At 64.6% G+C, this 17752-nt stretch carries 12 protein-coding genes; 9 read left to right on the top strand and 3 right to left on the bottom strand.

The genetic code is table 11. The features are described 5' to 3' along the window. Nucleotides 1-65: 65 nt before the first annotated feature. Entirely contained in the window at nt 66-2459 is a 2394-nt protein-coding gene (locus ACOCG7_RS29110) for a penicillin-binding protein 1A (protein ID WP_073431840.1), read from the bottom strand. Between the two features lie 252 nt (nt 2460-2711). On the opposite strand from ACOCG7_RS29110, the gene pilM reads away from it, so the two are divergent. The 7 genes from pilM to ACOCG7_RS29075 all read left to right on the top strand — a co-directional run bounded on the left by pilM (nt 2712) and on the right by ACOCG7_RS29075 (nt 10159). Then, a complete protein-coding gene (pilM, locus tag ACOCG7_RS29105) occupies nt 2712-3704 on the top strand; it encodes a type IV pilus biogenesis protein PilM (protein WP_073431839.1) in 993 nt (330 codons plus the stop codon). Then, on the top strand, nt 3701-4459 hold the full coding sequence (locus ACOCG7_RS29100; RefSeq protein WP_244219932.1) for a fimbrial assembly protein: 759 nt from the start codon (nt 3701-3703) through the stop codon (nt 4457-4459). Before pilM ends, ACOCG7_RS29100 begins: the two co-directional genes overlap by 4 nt. Then, on the top strand, nt 4456-5406 hold the full coding sequence (locus ACOCG7_RS29095) for a hypothetical protein (protein ID WP_114163223.1): 951 nt from the start codon (nt 4456-4458) through the stop codon (nt 5404-5406). The genes ACOCG7_RS29100 and ACOCG7_RS29095 overlap by 4 nt, the downstream gene beginning before the upstream one ends. Then, nucleotides 5406-7139, top strand: a complete 1734-nt coding sequence (locus ACOCG7_RS29090) for a type IV pilus secretin PilQ (protein WP_208645225.1) — start codon at nt 5406-5408, stop codon at nt 7137-7139. The genes ACOCG7_RS29095 and ACOCG7_RS29090 overlap by 1 nt, the downstream gene beginning before the upstream one ends. A 107-nt stretch (nt 7140-7246) precedes the next feature. Beyond that, complete coding sequence (locus tag ACOCG7_RS29085; RefSeq protein WP_073431836.1) at nt 7247-7798, top strand: shikimate kinase; 552 nt, start codon at nt 7247-7249, stop codon at nt 7796-7798. An 8-nt stretch (nt 7799-7806) separates the two neighbouring features. Continuing rightward, nucleotides 7807-8883 carry a 3-dehydroquinate synthase gene (aroB, locus tag ACOCG7_RS29080; RefSeq protein WP_073431859.1) on the top strand — a complete coding sequence of 359 codons (1077 nt, stop codon included), beginning with the start codon at nt 7807-7809 and terminating at the stop codon, nt 8881-8883. A gap of 73 nt (nt 8884-8956) precedes the next feature. Further along, on the top strand, nt 8957-10159 hold the full coding sequence (locus ACOCG7_RS29075; protein WP_114163221.1) for a deoxyguanosinetriphosphate triphosphohydrolase: 1203 nt from the start codon (nt 8957-8959) through the stop codon (nt 10157-10159). Between the two features lie 120 nt (nt 10160-10279). Here the strand turns inward: ACOCG7_RS29075 and ACOCG7_RS29070 are convergent, their stop codons facing one another. Both ACOCG7_RS29070 and ACOCG7_RS29065 read right to left on the bottom strand, forming a co-directional pair. Then, on the bottom strand, nt 10280-10660 hold the full coding sequence (locus ACOCG7_RS29070; RefSeq protein WP_073431834.1) for a DUF883 family protein: 381 nt from the start codon (nt 10658-10660) through the stop codon (nt 10280-10282). A 358-nt stretch (nt 10661-11018) separates the two neighbouring features. Further along, entirely contained in the window at nt 11019-11744 is a 726-nt protein-coding gene (locus ACOCG7_RS29065; protein WP_073431833.1) for an OmpW/AlkL family protein, read from the bottom strand. 189 nt (nt 11745-11933) lie between these two features. Here ACOCG7_RS29065 and ACOCG7_RS29060 point away from each other — a divergent pair, with 189 nt between their 5' ends. Both ACOCG7_RS29060 and ACOCG7_RS29055 read left to right on the top strand, forming a co-directional pair. Beyond that, nucleotides 11934-12641, top strand: a complete 708-nt coding sequence (locus tag ACOCG7_RS29060; protein ID WP_073431832.1) for a transposase — start codon at nt 11934-11936, stop codon at nt 12639-12641. A 295-nt stretch (nt 12642-12936) separates the two neighbouring features. Then, nucleotides 12937-17640, top strand: coding sequence for a glutamate synthase-related protein (locus ACOCG7_RS29055; protein ID WP_083086427.1), 4704 nt, complete (start codon nt 12937-12939; stop codon nt 17638-17640). Nucleotides 17641-17752: the final 112 nt, after the last annotated feature.

Raw genomic sequence — 17752 nt, 5'->3', positions numbered from 1 at the left:
AAGCCTGAAACGACACCGCCGCGCATCGAGCGCGGCGGTTTTCTTCAACGGGCTACGGCGGTTCTCTAATGCCCGCGGAACAGATTCATGATGTTCTGCTTTTCCTGCTCGTCGACCTGCGCGGGCGCCTCCGATGCGCCGTTCGCCGCATCCAGCGCGGCCTGGCTGATGCCGACCGTCGCGATGAAACCGTGCCCCGGCGTGAACTCGTCGAAATACAGTTCCGAGCCGACTTCGACCACATTGTCCGGCTTCGGCATCTTGTAGTCCGGCACGCCCTTGAGCGCGCGACCCATGTATTCGATCCACACCGGCAACGCCAGGCCGCCGCCGGTTTCCTTGTCGCCGAGACTGCGCGGATTGTCGTAGCCGATCCACGCGATCGCCGTGACCGTGTGCTGATAACCGGCGAACCACGCGTCGCGCGAATCGTTGGTCGTGCCGGTCTTGCCGCCGAGATCGGTGCGTTTCAGCACATTGGATTTGGCGCCCGTGCCGCGTTGCGCGACACCTTGCAGCAGGCTGTTCATCACGTACGCGTTGCGCGGCTCGATGGCGTGCGGCGCGCTTTGCTCGGCCACCAGCGGTTGCGCATGGGCGACGACGATGCCGCGCTGATCCGTGACCTCGGCGATCAGATACGGGTTGATCCGGTAGCCGCCGTTGGCGAACACCGAGAACGCGCCCGCCATTTGCAACGGCGTGACGAGACCCGCGCCGAGCGCCATCGGCAGATAGGCCGGGTGACGCTCCGCGTCGAAGCCGAAGCGCGTGATGTACTGCTGCGCGTACTTGGTGCCGATCTGGCTGAGGATGCGGATCGACACCAGGTTCTTCGACTTCTGCAGCGCCGTGCGCATGGTCATCGGACCGTCGAAACCGCCGCCGTAGTTCTTCGGTTCCCACGGCTGCCCGCCGGTCTCCGCGGCGCTGAAAAAGAGCGGGGCGTCGTTGATCACCGTCGCCGGGCCGAGTCCCTTTTCGAGCGATGCCGAATAAATGAACGGCTTGAAACTCGAACCCGGCTGACGCCACGCCTGGGTCACGTGATTGAACTTGTTCTTGTTGAAGTCGAAGCCGCCGACCAGCGCGCGAATCGCGCCGTCTTGCGGCACCACCGAGACGAACGCGCCTTCCACTTGCGGCAATTGCGTGATCGACCAGTTGCCGTCGTCGTTCTTGACGAGGCGGACGATCGCACCGGGCCGCAGCCGCTGATTCGGCTGCGCGCGCGCATTGAGCGCCGCCTGCGCGAAACGCAGGCCGTCGCCCTGGATGGTCGCGACATTGCCGTCGATGAAGGTGGCCTGCACCTGCTTCGGGCTCGCCGCCGTCACGACGGCGGCAATAATCTCGCCGTTGTCGGGATGCTCCAGCAGTGCGTCGTCGATCGCCTGTTCGCGGTCGTCCGCATCGGACGGCAGATCGATGAACGCTTCCGGGCCGCGATAGCCGTGGCGCCGCTCGTAATCCATCAGGCCTTTGCGCAGCGCGCGATAAGCGACGTCCTGATCGGCGGAGTCGATCGTGGTGACGACGTTCAGGCCGCGCGTGTACGCCTCTTCGCGATACTGCGCGTACATCATCTGCCGCACCATTTCCGCGACGTACTCCGCGTGCACGCTGAATTCCTTGCCCGCGCCCTTGACCACGAGCGCCTGCTTGCTGGCCTCGTCGTATTGCTGCTGGGTGATATAGCGCAGTTCGTACATGCGTTGCAGGATGTACTCCTGGCGCACTTTCGCGCGCTTCGGATTGACCACCGGGTTATACGCGGAGGGCGCCTTCGGCAGACCGGCGAGCATCGCCGACTCGGCCAGCGTCAGGTCCTTCAGATCCTTGCCGAAGTACACCCGCGCCGCGCTCGCGAAGCCATAGGCGCGCTGACCGAGATAGATCTGATTCATATACACCTCCAGAATCTGATCTTTAGTCAGCTTCGACTCGATCTTGTACGCGAGCAGCATTTCATAAATTTTGCGCGTGTAGGTCTTCTCGCTCGACAGGAAGAAGTTGCGCGCCACCTGCATGGTGATCGTGCTGGCGCCTTGCGTGGCGTGGCCGTTGGTGAGCGCGACGAAGCCGGCCCGCGCGATACCCGTGAGGTCGACGCCGCCGTGATCGTAGAAGCGCGCGTCTTCGATGGCGAGCACGGCCTTCTTCAGACTATCGGGCACCTCCTGGATGTGGACGATGTCGCGCCGCTCCTCGCCGAATTCGCCGATCAGCACATGGTCGGCCGTGTAGATGCGCAGCGGCACCTTGGGCCGGTAGTCGGTGAGCGCCTCGAGTGACGGCAGGTTGGGCGTTGCCACCACCAGCGCATAGCCGAGCACCAGCAGCACGCACACGATGCCTGCGACGATCAGACCGACAAAGCCAAGGACCAGCTTCAGCCACAACGGGCGTTTGCGCTTGTGCGGCGCGGGCGGTGGGGAATTCGGAGACGTGGATTGCATATGGGCACCAAAAAACAGTCCCGCGATTATAGCCGCCCGGCTTTTCAGCTTTCGTCATGCTTACTGACACTTCTGCGCAGGTCGGTGCGCGACGCGGGAATGGCTTCACTGTAGCCGCTTTGGTGCGGCGCCGGCACGTGTCACGCAACGTTAGCCATTTGGCTGAGTGTCGCGCGGCGGCGCGGCTACGCACAATTCTTCCTCGTTACTCGCGCTCGAATGGTTCGCCGCGAGAGTTTGAGGGAGGGTGTGATGGCGTTCAAAAAATCGTGGCTTCAAGAGGTGCAAACAGGTGGCCGGCGTTTTGCCGCGGGAATCGACGTGAGCGCGCGGGCGGTGCGCCTCGTCATGGTGAGTCAGCCTTCGCGCACCACCGCCGCATTGCATATCGAATACGTGAGCACCGTGCCGCTTGCCGCCGGCGCGATGGCCGGCATGGAGATCGCGGATCGCCATGCGGTGGCGCGTGCGTTGCGCGACGCGTTTGCCGGTCTGCCGCGCGCCTGTGCGACGCATGCGTTGCGATGCGCGATGGCGCTGCCGGCGTCGGCCACGTTGACCGCCACGGTGCCGCTCACGCGGCTCGCCGCGCAAAGCGGCTGCGCGGAGGACGGCGGGCATGCGCTTGCCGAACTCGAACCGGCGGTCATGAGTGAAGTGGAGCGGATCGCGGGTCTCGAGCGGCACGCGCTCGCCGTCGACTGGTTTGTCGATGAAACGTCTTCGCCGGTTCGCTCGGTGACGATCGCCGCCACGGCGCGCCAGCATCTTGAGGCGCGTATCGAATGCGCGGCGTCCGCCGGTATCTCGCTGACCGCGATCGACGGCGAACCGCATGCCGCGCTGCGCGCCATGCGCTATGCGGCGAGCCATGAACTCGATCCGCACGAGCCGTATGTCGCGCTCTGGGTCGGCACGGACGGCGTGTACGGATGGCGCATCGTCGACGACGGCATCGTCGGCGAAATGCGCTATCCGGCGCCAGAGCACGCGGACCTCGCCGATGCGTTGCGTGATCTCGTGCGCGGCCCGGAACTCGACTGCGCGTTGTTGAGCGGCGAGGTCGATCTGCTCGACGGCGTGGGATTTTCGATCGCGGATCTCGCCGACGTGTTGGGCTGCACGGTGTTGCCGTTCGAATGCGCGGCGCTAGGCGGCCTTGCGCGACCGTTGGACGATCCGTTGTTGCATGAGCCGACCGGCGCGGTCGCGTTCGGGCTCGCGTTGCGCGGGGTGTTCGAATGATGGGCGGCCTCTTGCATCCGCGCGGCTCGAACGTGCCGGCTGCCAGCGCGCCGGGTTTCGCGCGCGGCGCTCGCTTCGCGCGATCGTGGCTCGGTGGTTTCAACCTGCTGCCCTACAGGCAACGCAACGCGCGGCTCGCGCGCCGGCGGTGCGTACTCGAATGCATCGCCGCCGCGTTCGCCGGTTGCGCCGCGGTGCTCGCGTTGGCGGGTTGGCAGGCGTTGGAAAAGGCGCGACTCGATGCGCAGCGCGTGTCGATTGAACAGTCGCTCGCACGATTCACCGCGCCGCTCGCCGAACATGCCGGGCTATTGCGGGCGCAAGACGAGCAACGCCAGGGCGCGGCGCGTGCAAAGACCTTGTCCGAGCCGCTCACGCATTTGCGCGACCTGCTCGACGCACTCAGTTTCGAGCCGGGCGACGGCGTCGTGTTACAGCAGTTGCGTCAGCGCGAACACGAGACGGAATTGCTGGCGAGCTCGCGCGGGCATCTGGCTTCGGCGGAGTGGCTCAAGCGTCTGAGCGCGATTCGCGGCGTGACGGGCGCGGAGGTGAGCGACCTGCATCGATCGGCGCCGCCCCGCAGCGCGGGTGTGGTTGCGGGTATCGCAGGACAAGTCGCAGGACAAGTCGCAGGACAAGTGGAATTCGGCGCTCGTCTGCGCTGGGACGATCCGGTGCGCCAAACGGCTCACGTGGCCGCATCCGCGGCGCGGCGTCCTGTGAAGTCTGAACAATCGAGAGGTGTGAAATGAGTACGACGTTTGTCGATTTCGGCAGCGCGGCAAGCGCGCGCCCAATGCTTTCCCATTGGCTGAAGCGCGCGCGTGCGCCGCTCGAAGCATGGAGCGGGCGCCGTCGCAGGGCGGTTGCATTGCTGATCGCCGCGCTGGTGTTCGGGCTTGGCGCGCAGGGCTGGATCGTGGCGGATCTGGGCGGCGTGGAGGCGAGCCGGACCGCCTTGGAGGCTGCTACGCGGCATCTCGCCGATGCGAAGCGCTCGCTCGCGCAATTGCCCGCGCTGCGCCGTGAAGCAGCCGCGTCGGTCACCGCATCGGCAAGCACTCCGGCCATGACGTCGAGCACCGGATCGCCAGCGCCTTCGTCCGTGGACGACGTGCGCATCGTCTCCGAACTGGCCGCGCAGAACGGCGTCACGTTGATTGCGCTGGAACCCGGCGCCGCCAGCGGCACAGGCGCGGAAAGCATGCGCCCGTTGCAACTCACCGCGCGCACCGACTTCGTCCACTTGATGGCGTTCCTGCGCGGGCTGTTGGACCTGCCGGTGCTGATCGTCCCCGTCGATGTGACCGTCAAACGGGATGGCGCAGCGCTTTCGGTGAGCGCGACGCTGCGCGTGTTCAATGCGCTGAGGCCGGTTCCTTTAACCGCGTCGGCGGCTGCGTTTGCCGAAGAGGATGCCGATTCGGCCGACGCAGACAACATCGTCTTCTTCGACCCGTTCTCGCGGCCGCAGATGCGGGCGGCGGGCGATCTGCCTGACGCTCCGCAGTTGCGCCTCGTCGGTGTGCTGCACGATCGTCAGCGTGGGTTGGCTTTGCTCGATACGCCGGAGGGCGCGACAACCGTCGCGTCCGGGCAGCAAATCGGCGCCGAGCGCGTCACGCGCTTCGACGCCCTCGGCATCACGCTCGTCAACGGCGGCACAACGCGCACGCTGGCGCTGGAAGAGGCGTCCTGATGAAGCTGGTAAAACCATTCCGCTTTGTGCCCGCGTCCATGTGCATCGGTCCACGTGCGGGCCGTGGCCTGCGCTGCGGCCTTCGTATGTGTTTCGGCGTGTACGTCGGCGCGGCGATCAGCGTCGGCATCGCGCGAGCTTCGACTCCACCGCTGCCGCCGCTGCCACCGAACATGCCGCTCGACGACGGCGTTGTGCCATTGGACGCTTCGTACAATGCTTCGCCGCCACCGCGCGGCGTTGTCGCCGAAGCGCCCAACCCGTTTCGCGATGAGTCGGCGGAGCCTCGGGATGTAGCGCGCCCGTCCGCCTCCGCTGAAAACAGCCGCGCGGAGGAGCCGTTCGACGCCGACGACGGCTCCGTGCCGCTCCGAAGACGATCGGCAGCCTCGGCAACCCAGGCGACCCCGGCTCGCAACGACACCGCGACGAGTTCCGCGCTCGAAGGACCACCGGTGCCGCTGCCGCCGCTCGCGCGACTGAGCGGCGCGCCGAAAACGCTCGCCGACGCCAGGCTCGCGGCCGACGACAAACCGATCTCGCTGAACTTCAAGCGTGCCGAACTCGGCGCCGTGCTGAACGCATTCGCGCAATTCACGGGACTGAATATCGTCGCGAGCGAGAAAGTGCGCGGCGCCGTCTCGCTGCGGCTCGACAAGGTGCCGTGGCGCGCCGCGTTCGATACGCTGCTCGATGTCAACGGTCTCGCGATGGAGCGCCGCGGCAACGTCGTGTGGGTCGCGCCGATCGCGGATCTCGCCGCACGCGAGCGGCAGCGTTTCGAGGCGCACGCCAAGGCCGCCGATCTGGAGCCGCTCGCGAGCCGCACTTTCGTGCTGCACTACGCCCGCGCCGAGGACGTGCGGCGTTTGCTGACCGGTTCGGGGAACCAGCGCGTGCTGTCCAAACGCGGTGCCGTCACCGCCGATCCGCGCACCAATCTGCTGTTCGTCACCGATATCGAAGGCCGCGTCGCGCAGATCGCGGCTTTCCTCGAGTCCGTCGACCGGCCGACCCGCCAGGTGCTGATCGAGGCGCGGATCGTCGAAGGCGAACACGGTTTTTCGCGCAACCTCGGCGTGCGGCTCTCGATGGCGGCGACCAACGCCGACGGCACCGCGAGAGGGTTGACCGGCGGCACGGACGGGACGGTCTACGATCTGTCGGCCCGCCCGATTTCCGGCTTCGACGCCGCCACCGCCGGGCTCACGCTGTTCGCCGCCGGCGCCACGCGTCTGCTGAACATCGAGCTGAGCGCGCTGGAGGCCGAGGGGCGCGGCGAGATCGTATCGAGTCCGCGGGTCGTCACCGCGGACCGCATGAAAGCGGTGGTCGAGCAGGGCACCGAGCTGCCGTATCAGGCGAAAGTGGGGCAGGGCGTCTCGGGCGTGCAGTTTCGCCGCGCCACGCTCAAACTGGAAGTGGAGCCGCAGATCATGCCGGACGGGCGGGTGGTGCTCGATCTCGATGTGGCCAAGGACAGCGTCGGCGAGCTGACCGACGCCGGGCCGGCGATCAACACCAAACACGTGCAGACGCGCGTCGAGGTCGAGGATGGTGGTACGGTGTCGATCGGCGGAATCTATGCCGTCGACGAGCGGAACGATGTGACGCGGGTGCCGCTCCTGGGCAAAATACCCTTTTTAGGCGCGCTTTTTCGCCATCGGGCTCATCGCGACCAGCGCAGCGAACTGGCTATTTTCATCACGCCGCGCGTCATTCAGACGAATTAGCGGTATGCCGCCGCCGCTTGCCGGCGGCGGCGCGCAGGCTCGACAAGGCAGCCGCTTTGCCAGTAAGCTGCGGCACGAACCCACACCGGATTAGCCAGAGGACACCGTTGCAAGCGCGGGACGCACACGCCAATGTATTTTTCGTAGGGCTCATGGGGGCAGGCAAAACCACCGTGGGCCGGGCCATTGCGCGCCGTCTCGATCGCCCGTTCTTCGATTCCGATCATGAAATCGAGGCGCGCACGGGCGCGCGCATCCCGGTGATTTTCGAACTGGAAGGCGAAGCGGGCTTTCGCGAGCGTGAAGCGAACGTGATTTCCGAATTGACCGGGCGCGACAATATCGTGCTCGCCACGGGCGGCGGCGCGGTGCTGCGGCCGGAAAACCGCGAGGCGCTGCAAAATCGCGGCGTGGTGATCTACTTGCGCGCCAATCCGCACGATCTGTGGCTGCGTACCCGGCGCGACAAGAATCGCCCGCTGCTGCAAACCGAAGACCCCAAGGCGCGCCTCGAAGCGCTCTACGAAGTGCGCGACCCGCTCTACCGCGAATGCGCGCATTTCGTGATCGAAACCGGCCGGCCTTCGGTCAACGGACTCGTCAACATGGTCCTGATGCAGCTCGAGATGGCCGGCGTCGTCAAACACCCTGCGTCATAATGGACCGTATGATTACCGTCAACGTCGAACTGGGCGAGCGCGCCTACCCCATTCATATCGGTGCCGATCTGATCGGCCAAACCGCGCTGTTCGCGCCGCATATCGCCGGCAGCTCGGTCACCATCGTCACGAATACCACGGTCGACCCGCTATATGGCGACACGCTGCGCGCGGCGTTGGCGCCGCTCGGCAAGCAGGTGTCCACGGTCGTTTTGCCGGACGGCGAAGCGTACAAGAACCTGGAAACGCTGAACCTGATCTTCGACGCGCTGCTCGGCTCCCGCGCCGATCGCAAGACCACGCTGATCGCGTTGGGCGGCGGCGTGATCGGCGATATGACCGGGTTTGCCGCGGCTTGCTACATGCGCGGCGTGCCGTTCATCCAGGTGCCCACAACGTTGCTGTCGCAGGTGGATTCGTCGGTGGGCGGCAAGACGGGCATCAACCACCCGCTTGGCAAGAACATGATCGGCGCGTTCTACCAGCCGCAGGCCGTGATCGCCGACATCGGCGCGCTGCGCACCTTGCCGGCGCGCGAACTGGCGGCGGGCATCGCCGAGGTGATCAAGACCGGCGCGATTGCCGACGCGGGTTTCTTCAGGTGGATCGAGGCCAACGTCGAGGCGCTGAATCGTTGCGAACCCGAAGCGCTGGCCGAGGCGGTCAAGCGTTCGTGCGAAATCAAGGCGTCGGTGGTGGCGCAGGACGAACGCGAAGGCGGGCTGCGCGCGATCCTCAATTTCGGCCATACGTTCGGCCACGCGATCGAGGCCGGGCTCGGCTACGGCGAGTGGCTGCACGGCGAGGCGGTCGGCTGTGGCATGGTGATGGCGGCGGATCTGTCCGTGCGCATGGGCTATCTCGACGAAGCGGCGCGCAAGCGTCTGGTCGATGTGATCGTCGCCGCGCATTTGCCGACCCGGGCGCCCGCGCTCGGCGATTCGCGTTACGTCGAACTCATGCAGGTCGACAAAAAGGCGGAAGCCGGTGCGATCAAATTCATTCTGCTGAAGCGTTTCGGTGAGACGCTGATTACCCAGGCACCCGACGCCGAAGTGCGCGCCACGCTGGCCGCCGCGGTTTAACCGCGGCAAGACTCCGGCAGCAACGCATCGCGCACCGGCATCACGAGGCGCCGCCCATGTTTCGGAGAACCCGGTGACTGACAGGCGCAGCGACGATGTAAAACCCAACCCGGCAGGCGCGGCGTCGGTCGGCGAGCCTGCCCAGGAAGCGCTGGAAGCGCATCTCGCGCCATACGCGGCGCGTTCCGCGCAGTCGCGCGGCCGCCGCTATCCGGAATCAGCGCCTGGCGCCCGCACCGAATTCCAGCGCGATCGCGACCGCATCGTCCACTCCACGGCGTTCCGCCGGCTCGAGTACAAGACGCAGGTGTTCGTGAATCACGAGGGCGATCTGTTTCGCACCCGGCTCACGCATAGTCTGGAGGTGGCGCAAATCGCGCGGTCTGTTGCGCGCAATTTGCGCGTCAACGAAGACCTCGTCGAAGCGATCTCACTTGCCCACGATCTCGGTCACACGCCGTTCGGCCATGCCGGTCAGGACGCGCTGAACGAATGCATGCGCGAACACGGCGGCTTCGAGCACAATCTGCAAAGCCTCGCGGTCGTCGACGATCTCGAGGAGCACTACGGCGCCTTCAACGGCCTGAACCTCTGCTTCGAAACACGCGAAGGAATTCTCAAGCATTGCTCGCGCGAAAACGCGCGGCGGCTCGGCGCCTTGGGCGAGCGCTTTCTCGAAGGACGGCAGCCGTCCATCGAAGCGCAGATCGCGAATGTTGCCGACGAGATCGCCTACAACAACCACGACGTCGACGACGGTTTGCGCTCGGGCCTGCTCACCGTCGAGCAACTGGCCGAAGTCGAGCTATGGCAGACGCACTATGAGGCGGCGCGCAACGACTTTCCGCAGATCGAAGGGCGCCGGCTGATTCACGAGACGGTGCGCCGCATCATCAATACGCTGATCGTCGATCTGATCGATACCACCAAGCTGAATTTGCTCCGGCACGCGCCGGCTTCGCTCGACGCCGTGCGCGCCGCTCCACCGCTCGTTGCCCATAGCGAGGCGATTGCCGCTCAGGCCGCGGCGCTCAAGCGCTTTCTGTTCAAGAATCTGTATCGCCATTACCGGGTGATGCGCATGGCGAACAAGGCGCGCCGCGTCGTAGTCGGCCTGTTCGACGCGTTCACGGAAGATCCGCGCCTGCTGCCGCCAGGCTATCAGTCGACGGACGCGACGCTGCAGCCGCGTCTGATTGCCCACTACATCGCGGGCATGACGGATCGATATGCGGTGAAGGAATACCAACGGCTGTTCGTCATCGAAGACAACTGATCGGACGCGTGCCGGCGGGCGGGTTTGTGTCTACGTTCGGCATGAGCGCGCAAGCGGACGCGGGCACCGCATCGGCGCCCGCCACCGCGTTGCTTCGCGCCACGTGTCAGCGCAGCCCGTTCAGCGCAGCCGCGATGCGAACAGCGCGCCCGCGATCAACGCGACGCCGCCGACGATCGCAATCGTCTGCCACGGATTTTCGTGCACGTAGTCGTCCGCGTCTGCCATCGCGACTTCCGCGCGCTCACGCACGGCTTCGCGCGTGTCGTTCAAACGGGCGCGCGCGGCGTCGAGCTGTTTGCGCAGTTTGCCGCGCAGTGCGACCGCGTCGGCCTGGGTGCCGTCGGCCAGGGTGGATTCGAGTTCCGCCATCAGCGTGCGCAGTTCGCTCGCGATATCTTCGGCCGCGTGGCGGCTATGGCGAGCGATGCGCCGCGCACGGCGGCTGGTGCTGGTCCAGGATTCGCCGAGGGCGTCTCGCGTATTCGAAAGTGTTGTCATGGTCGCTCCGTCGATGAGGGTGAAAGAATCCCCACGGTGCCACGCAGATTCACGCCGCGACGCGGGAAACACCATGTGAACGCAACTTTGGTGCCAAACAGCAGCCCCTGCACACCATGACGCGGGCCGCGAACCGTCAGCAGATATTGCACCGAGGCCACGCGATTGCGGGTCAAATTTACAAAGATTCGCCGTTACGTCTGAGCATCGCGCCGTCCGCGCCCGACGCCGATAACCATTGCTCGACCTGCTTGAAATAAAGAACGCCGCCATTGAACCTATGACGGCGTTGTCCAAGCCCCGAAAATTCGACTACCCTAGCTCAACGGCCCCAATTTTCGCGAGGGTCTGCGAAGCGTTAGAAACGGTAACCGATATTGACGTAGCTAACGATCGGGTTCAGTTTGATCTTGGTTTGCGACTGCACGTTGAGCGTGCCGACCGGCGTCCTGGCGGCGGTGTTCAGTTTAGCGGTCGTGCTGAGCGGTAGATAAGAGATCGACACGCCCGCGAACCAGTGCTGGTCGAACGCGTAGGTGAAACCCGCATTGAAGACCGGCGCCCACGAACTATCCGTATCGACGCTGGTCGGACCATGCAGAACATTGGCCTCGAACGCGCTGTTGGTGATCTTTGCGTCGGTGAACCAGACCCGGCTTACACCGATGCCGAGATACGGGCGGAACGCCGCGGTGGGGGCGTTGAAGAAGTACTTGAACAGCAGAGTCGGGCTCCACTGTTTCGCCTGGCCCAGCTTGCCGAATCGTTCGAAGCTGCCCGTGCCGGTCAGGTCGAATGAAGGCGGGTAGCCAAGCACGAATTCGGCCGCGATGTGGTCGGTAACGAAGTACCCGAGCGTGAAGCCGATGGTGTCCGCGGAACTTAGTGATGCACCGGTGTTGGCTTCTGTGATATTGGTCGGACTGCCGCCTATGCTTGTCACTCTCAACGGTTCACTGCTCGATTGAGGCGCAAGATGGAACCAGCCTGTTGAAAGGACAAAGCTCCCGGCCGATTGCGCGTGTGCTGCCGTTGTCATGCAGGCTAGCGCCGCCATCCCCGTTACGGCCTGTTTTAATTTCATATGTGCTCCTCCATAAAAGGCCCGCTCATTATGACGACAACGTTTGAAACAAACCATACGCGGCGGTTAGAGCTTTCTCCCTAGGCTCCGCGCGGTTTTCTGGCTCAGCCGCGCCGCGCCGAACCTCCGGCGCATGCGGCTTTTCCGACCTTCGGGTTTGTACCAACGCGACTAATTGGATACTTCAGCATGGCACGGCTTGCACGTCTCTATGTCCCTGACCAGCCGCAGCACGTCATCCTTCGCGGACTCGATCAGCAGCCCGCATTCGTCGACGACCAGGACTACGAGCTCTTCATCGACTGTTTGAAAGCGGCTTCGCGCGACCATCACTTATCCATCCACGCCTATGCGTTGATGCCGGGCGCGGTGCAACTGCTCGTCACGCCCACCGAGGAATCGAGTCTGCCGAAAGCGATGCAGGCGGTGGGGCGGCGCTACGTCGCCCATTTCAACCGGCGCTATGCGCGTCGCGGCACGTTGTGGGAAGGGCGCTACCGCGCCACGGTGATCGAGGGCGAGCGCTATTTTCTACTGGCGAGCCGGGTCGTCGAAATGTGTCCGGTGCGCGCGCAACTCGTGAGCGCGCCGGAAGACTATCGCTGGTCGAGCTACCGTCATCACATCGGCCTGACGCTCGACAGCCTGATTACCGACCACCCGTTGTACTGGTCGCTCGGCAATACGCCGTTCGAACGGCAGCGCGCTTACCGCGAGCTATGCGAACAGCCGCTCGACGAGCGCGAAGCCAGTCAGCTTCAGCAGGCCACGCTGAAGGGCTGGGTGCTCGGCAGCGACACCTACCGCGAATGGGCCGCGCGCGCGGCCAATCGGCGCGTGTCGCCGCTGCCGCGCGGACGGCCGCGCAAGGTCCGCGAGACGCCGCAAACGCAGTAGCCGGCCTCGCGTCGGCGGGCGGTAATGGAACGGCATCTTCGCATGCCGTTTTCTTTTGCACGTTTTAGATATGGCACCAATAAAAATCGACCGCAATGCACCAACTTGATAATTGGGGCTCAACCACAACGTTTTATTTGCTATTCCATTGATTCGTCGCGTATATTCCGAATTCCGGCGTTTTTGATACGCGTAGCATCCAGCGTAAAGAGCGCGCCGTCGCGGCTGCTGTGCGCACTGCGGCAATAGAAAAACGGTTAAACGGCCTGTCCGGCCCCTCACAGACGGTGTCCCCATGAACGACCACCAGCAACCGACTCATCCGGTTCCCGCCGCGCAAGGTCTGTACGACCCGCAGAACGAGCATGACGCCTGCGGCGTCGGCTTCGTCGCTCACATCAAGGGCAAGAAAAGCCACGAGATCATCGAGCAGGGCCTGAAAATCCTGGAAAACCTCGACCACCGGGGCGCCGTCGGCGCCGATCCGCTGATGGGCGACGGCGCCGGCATCCTGATCCAGATTCCCGATGGCTTCTATCGCGAGGAAATGGCGAGGCAAGGCGTGACCCTGCCGCCGTATGGCGAATACGGCGTCGGCATGGTGTTCCTGCCGAAAGAGCACGCGTCGCGCCTCGCTTGCGAACAGGAGCTGGAACGCACGGTGAAGGCCGAGGGCCAGGTCGTGCTGGGCTGGCGCGACGTGCCGGTCGACCACACCATGCCGATTTCGCCCACCGTCAAGGCGAGCGAGCCGCTGATCCGTCAGATTTTCATCGGCCGCGGCAAGGACATCATCGTGACCGACGCGCTCGAGCGGAAGCTGTACGTGATCCGCAAGACCGCGAGCCACCGCATCCAGGCGCTCAAGCTCAAGCACGGCAAGGAATACTTCGTGCCGTCCATGTCGGCGCGCACGGTCGTCTATAAGGGGCTGCTGCTGGCCGGGCAGGTCGGCGTGTATTACCGCGACCTGCAGGACGAGCGCACCGTCTCGGCGCTCGCGCTCGTGCACCAGCGCTTCTCGACCAACACCTTCCCGGCGTGGGAGCTGGCTCACCCGTACCGCATGATCGCCCACAACGGCGAAATCAACACGGTGAAGGGCAACGTCAACTGGCTGAACGCCCGCACCGGCGCGATCGCGAGCCACGTGCTCGGCGACGATCTGCCGAAGCTGTGGCCGCTGATCTATCCGGGCCAATCCGATACGGCGTCGTTCGACAACTGCCTCGAACTGCTGGTGATGGCCGGCTATCCGCTCGTCCACGCAATGATGATGATGATCCCGGAAGCCTGGGAGCAACACACGCTGATGGACGACAACCGCCGCGCGTTCTACGAATACCACGCCGCGATGATGGAGCCGTGGGACGGCCCCGCCGCGATCGCCTTCACCGACGGCCGTCAGATCGGCGCGACGCTCGACCGTAACGGCCTGCGTCCGGCGCGCTACATCGTCACCGACGACGACCTCGTGATCATGGCCTCCGAAGCCGGCACGCTGCCGATTCCGGAATCGAAGATCGTCAAGAAGTGGCGTCTGCAGCCGGGCAAGATGTTCCTGATCGACATGGAACACGGCCGCATCATCGACGACAAGGAACTGAAGGACAACCTCGCCAACGCCAAGCCGTACAAGAGCTGGATCGACGCCGTGCGCATCAAGCTCGACGAGATCGAGGCGAAGGCCGAGGACGTCGCGACGGAACGCCGCGAAGCCGCTGCCTTGCTGGATCGCCAACAGGCGTTCGGCTACACGCAGGAAGACCTCAAGTTCCTGATGGCGCCGATGGCGCAAGCCGGCGAGGAAGCCGTCGGTTCGATGGGCAACGACTCGCCGCTGGCGGTCATGTCCAACAAGAACAAAACGCTCTATCACTACTTCAAGCAGTTGTTCGCGCAGGTCACGAACCCGCCGATCGATCCGATCCGCGAAAACATGGTGATGTCGCTGGTGTCGTTCGTCGGCCCGAAGCCGAACCTGCTCGACACGAACAACATCAACCCGCCGATGCGTCTCGAAGTGTCGCAGCCGGTGCTCGACTTCAAGGACATCGCGAAGATCCGCGCGATCGATCAGTACACGGGCGGCAAGTTCAGCTCGTATGAACTGAACATCTGCTATCCGGTGGCCTGGGGCAAGGAAGGCATCGAAGCGCGCCTCGCCTCGCTGTGCGCGGAAGCGGTCGACGCGGTGAAGTCCGGCTACAACATGCTGATCGTGTCGGACCGCAAGACCGACCGCGACAACGTCGCGATTCCGGCGCTGCTCGCCACCGCCGCGATCCACACGCACCTCGTGCAGCAAGGTCTGCGCACGAGCACGGGTCTCGTGGTCGAAACCGGCTCGGCGCGTGAAACGCACCACTTCGCGCTGCTCGCGGGCTACGGCGCGGAAGCCGTGCACCCGTACCTCGCGATGGAAACGCTCGGCCAACTGGCTGCCGGCATGAAGGGCGACCTGTCGGCGGAAAAGGCGATCTACAACTTCACGAAGGCGGTCGGCAAGGGCTTGCAGAAAGTCATGTCGAAGATGGGCATTTCCACCTACATGTCCTACACCGGCGCGCAGATTTTCGAAGCGGTCGGCCTCGCTGAAGACCTGGTCAAGAAGTACTTCGAGGGCACCTCGTCGAAGGTCGGCGGCATTGGTCTCTTCGACGTGGCCGAGGAAGCGATCCGTCTGCACCGTGAAGCGTTCGGCGACAACCCGGTTCTCTCCGGCATGCTCGACGCGGGCGGCGAATACGCGTACCGCGTGCGCGGCGAGGAACACATGTGGACGCCGGATGCGATCGCCAAGCTGCAACACTCGGCGCGCAGCAATTCGTACCAGACGTACAAGGAGTACGCGCACCTGATCAACGATCAGACCAGGCGCCACATGACGTTCCGCGGCCTGTTCGAGTTCAGGCTCGACCCGTCGAAGGCGATTCCGCTCGACGAAGTCGAACCGGCGAAGGAAATCGTCAAGCGTTTCGCCACCGGCGCCATGTCGCTCGGCTCGATTTCGACCGAAGCTCACGCCACGCTGGCCGTCGCGATGAACCGCATCGGCGGCAAGTCGAACACGGGCGAAGGCGGCGAGGACGTGAACCGTTACCGCAACGAACTGCGCGGCATTCCGATCAAGAACGGCGACACCATGAAGTCGGTGATCGGCGACGAAGTGATCGTCGACATTCCGCTGAAGGACGGCGATTCGCTGCGCTCGAAGATCAAGCAGGTGGCGTCCGGCCGTTTCGGCGTGACGGCGGAATACCTCGCGTCGGCCGATCAGATCCAGATCAAGATGGCGCAGGGCGCGAAGCCGGGCGAAGGCGGTCAGTTGCCGGGCCACAAGGTGTCGGATTACATCGGCAAGCTGCGTTATTCGGTGCCGGGCGTGGGCCTCATTTCGCCGCCGCCGCACCACGACATCTACTCGATCGAAGATCTGGCGCAACTGATTCACGACCTGAAGAACGCCAACTCGGCGGCGAGCGTGTCGGTGAAGCTGGTGTCGGAATCGGGCGTGGGTACGGTGGCCGCGGGTGTCGCGAAGGCGAAGGCCGATCACGTCGTGATCGCCGGCCACGACGGCGGCACGGGCGCATCGCCGCTGTCGTCGATCAAGCACGCCGGCACGCCGTGGGAACTGGGTCTCGCCGAAACGCAGCAAACCCTGGTGCTGAACCAGTTGCGCGGCCGCATCCGCGTGCAGGCCGACGGTCAGATGAAGACCGGCCGCGATGTCGTGATCGGCGCGCTGCTCGGCGCGGACGAGTTCGGCTTCGCGACGGCGCCGCTCGTCGTCGAAGGCTGCATCATGATGCGCAAGTGCCATCTGAACACCTGCCCGGTCGGCGTCGCGACGCAAGATCCGGTGCTGCGCGCGAAGTTCCAGGGCCAGCCGGAGCACGTCGTCAACTTCTTCTTCTTCGTTGCGGAAGAAGCGCGCGAGATCATGGCGCAACTGGGCATCCGCAAGTTCGACGACCTGATCGGCCACGCCGAACTGCTCGACATGAAGAAGGGCATCGAGCACTGGAAGGCGAAGGGCCTCGACTTCTCGCGCGTGTTCTATCTGCCGCAAGTGCCGGCCGAAGTCGCGCGCAAGCACGTCGACGTGCAGGACCACGGCCTGGAGCGCGCGCTCGATCACACGCTGATCGAGAAGGCGAAGGCGGCGATCGAAAAGGGCGAGCACGTCTCGTTCATTCAGCCGGTGCGCAACGTGAACCGCACCGTCGGCGCGATGCTGTCCGGCCTGATCGCGAAGAAGTACGGCCACGACGGCCTGCCCGACGACACGATTCATATCCAGTTGAAGGGCACGGCGGGTCAGAGCTTCGGCGCGTTCCTCGCGAGGGGCGTCACGCTGGATCTGGTCGGCGACGGCAACGACTATGTCGGCAAGGGCCTGTCGGGCGGCCGCATCATCATCCGTCCGACCAACGATTTCCGCGGCAAGTCGGAAGAGAACATCATCTGCGGCAACACGGTGATGTACGGCGCGATCGAAGGCGAAGCGTTTTTCCGCGGCGTGGCGGGCGAGCGTTTCTGCGTGCGTAACTCGGGCGCGACGGCGGTTGTCGAAGGCACGGGCGACCACGGTTGCGAATACATGACGGGCGGCACGGTGGTCGTACTCGGCGAAACGGGCCGTAACTTCGCGGCCGGCATGTCGGGCGGCATCGCATACGTGTACGACCCGGACGGCATGTTCGCCGGCAAGTGCAACAAGTCGATGGTCGCGCTCGATCCGGTTTTGCAGCAGGCCGAGCAGGAACGCACGGTCGACAAGGGCCTGTGGCACGCCGGCACGACCGACGAAGCGCTGCTCAAGGGGCTCATCGAGCGTCACTTCCAGTTCACCGGTTCGCCGCGCGCCAAGGCGCTGCTCGAAAACTGGGATGCGTCGCGCCGTCAATTCGTGAAGGTGTTCCCGACCGAATACAAGCGCGCGCTGGGCGAGATGGCAGCGAAGAAGGCGAACAAGGAAGTGCTCGCCGCTTGATTTGCTTCGCTGATCGTCCGCACGAAAGACGTCACCCAGGACGTCACCCATAGCCGTACCCGCCGCCGCTCGATGGTTCGACGTGCGGCGGGAAAGATTACCCACCTGATAC

Origin of the sequence: Paraburkholderia sp. DD10 (genome assembly GCF_049177125.1) — a bacterium.
Classification (GTDB): Bacteria; Pseudomonadota; Gammaproteobacteria; order Burkholderiales; family Burkholderiaceae; genus Paraburkholderia; species Paraburkholderia terricola.
Note: the sequence above shows the minus strand (reverse complement) of the source record. Positions and strands in the feature narration are given on the sequence as shown.

Excerpts from the sequence above, each read along its gene's own strand:
- ACOCG7_RS29110 (WP_073431840.1), bottom strand. The coding sequence starts at position 2,459 with ATGCAATCCACGTCTCCGAATTCCCCACCGCCCGCGCCGCACAAGCGC.
- pilM (WP_073431839.1), top strand. The coding sequence starts at position 2,712 with ATGGCGTTCAAAAAATCGTGGCTTCAAGAGGTGCAAACAGGTGGCCGG.
- ACOCG7_RS29100 (WP_244219932.1), top strand. The coding sequence starts at position 3,701 with ATGATGGGCGGCCTCTTGCATCCGCGCGGCTCGAACGTGCCGGCTGCC.
- ACOCG7_RS29095 (WP_114163223.1), top strand. The coding sequence starts at position 4,456 with ATGAGTACGACGTTTGTCGATTTCGGCAGCGCGGCAAGCGCGCGCCCA.
- ACOCG7_RS29090 (WP_208645225.1), top strand. The coding sequence starts at position 5,406 with ATGAAGCTGGTAAAACCATTCCGCTTTGTGCCCGCGTCCATGTGCATC.
- aroB (WP_073431859.1), top strand. The coding sequence starts at position 7,807 with ATGATTACCGTCAACGTCGAACTGGGCGAGCGCGCCTACCCCATTCAT.
- ACOCG7_RS29070 (WP_073431834.1), bottom strand. The coding sequence starts at position 10,660 with ATGACAACACTTTCGAATACGCGAGACGCCCTCGGCGAATCCTGGACC.
- ACOCG7_RS29065 (WP_073431833.1), bottom strand. The coding sequence starts at position 11,744 with ATGAAATTAAAACAGGCCGTAACGGGGATGGCGGCGCTAGCCTGCATG.
- ACOCG7_RS29060 (WP_073431832.1), top strand. The coding sequence starts at position 11,934 with ATGGCACGGCTTGCACGTCTCTATGTCCCTGACCAGCCGCAGCACGTC.
- ACOCG7_RS29055 (WP_083086427.1), top strand. The coding sequence starts at position 12,937 with ATGAACGACCACCAGCAACCGACTCATCCGGTTCCCGCCGCGCAAGGT.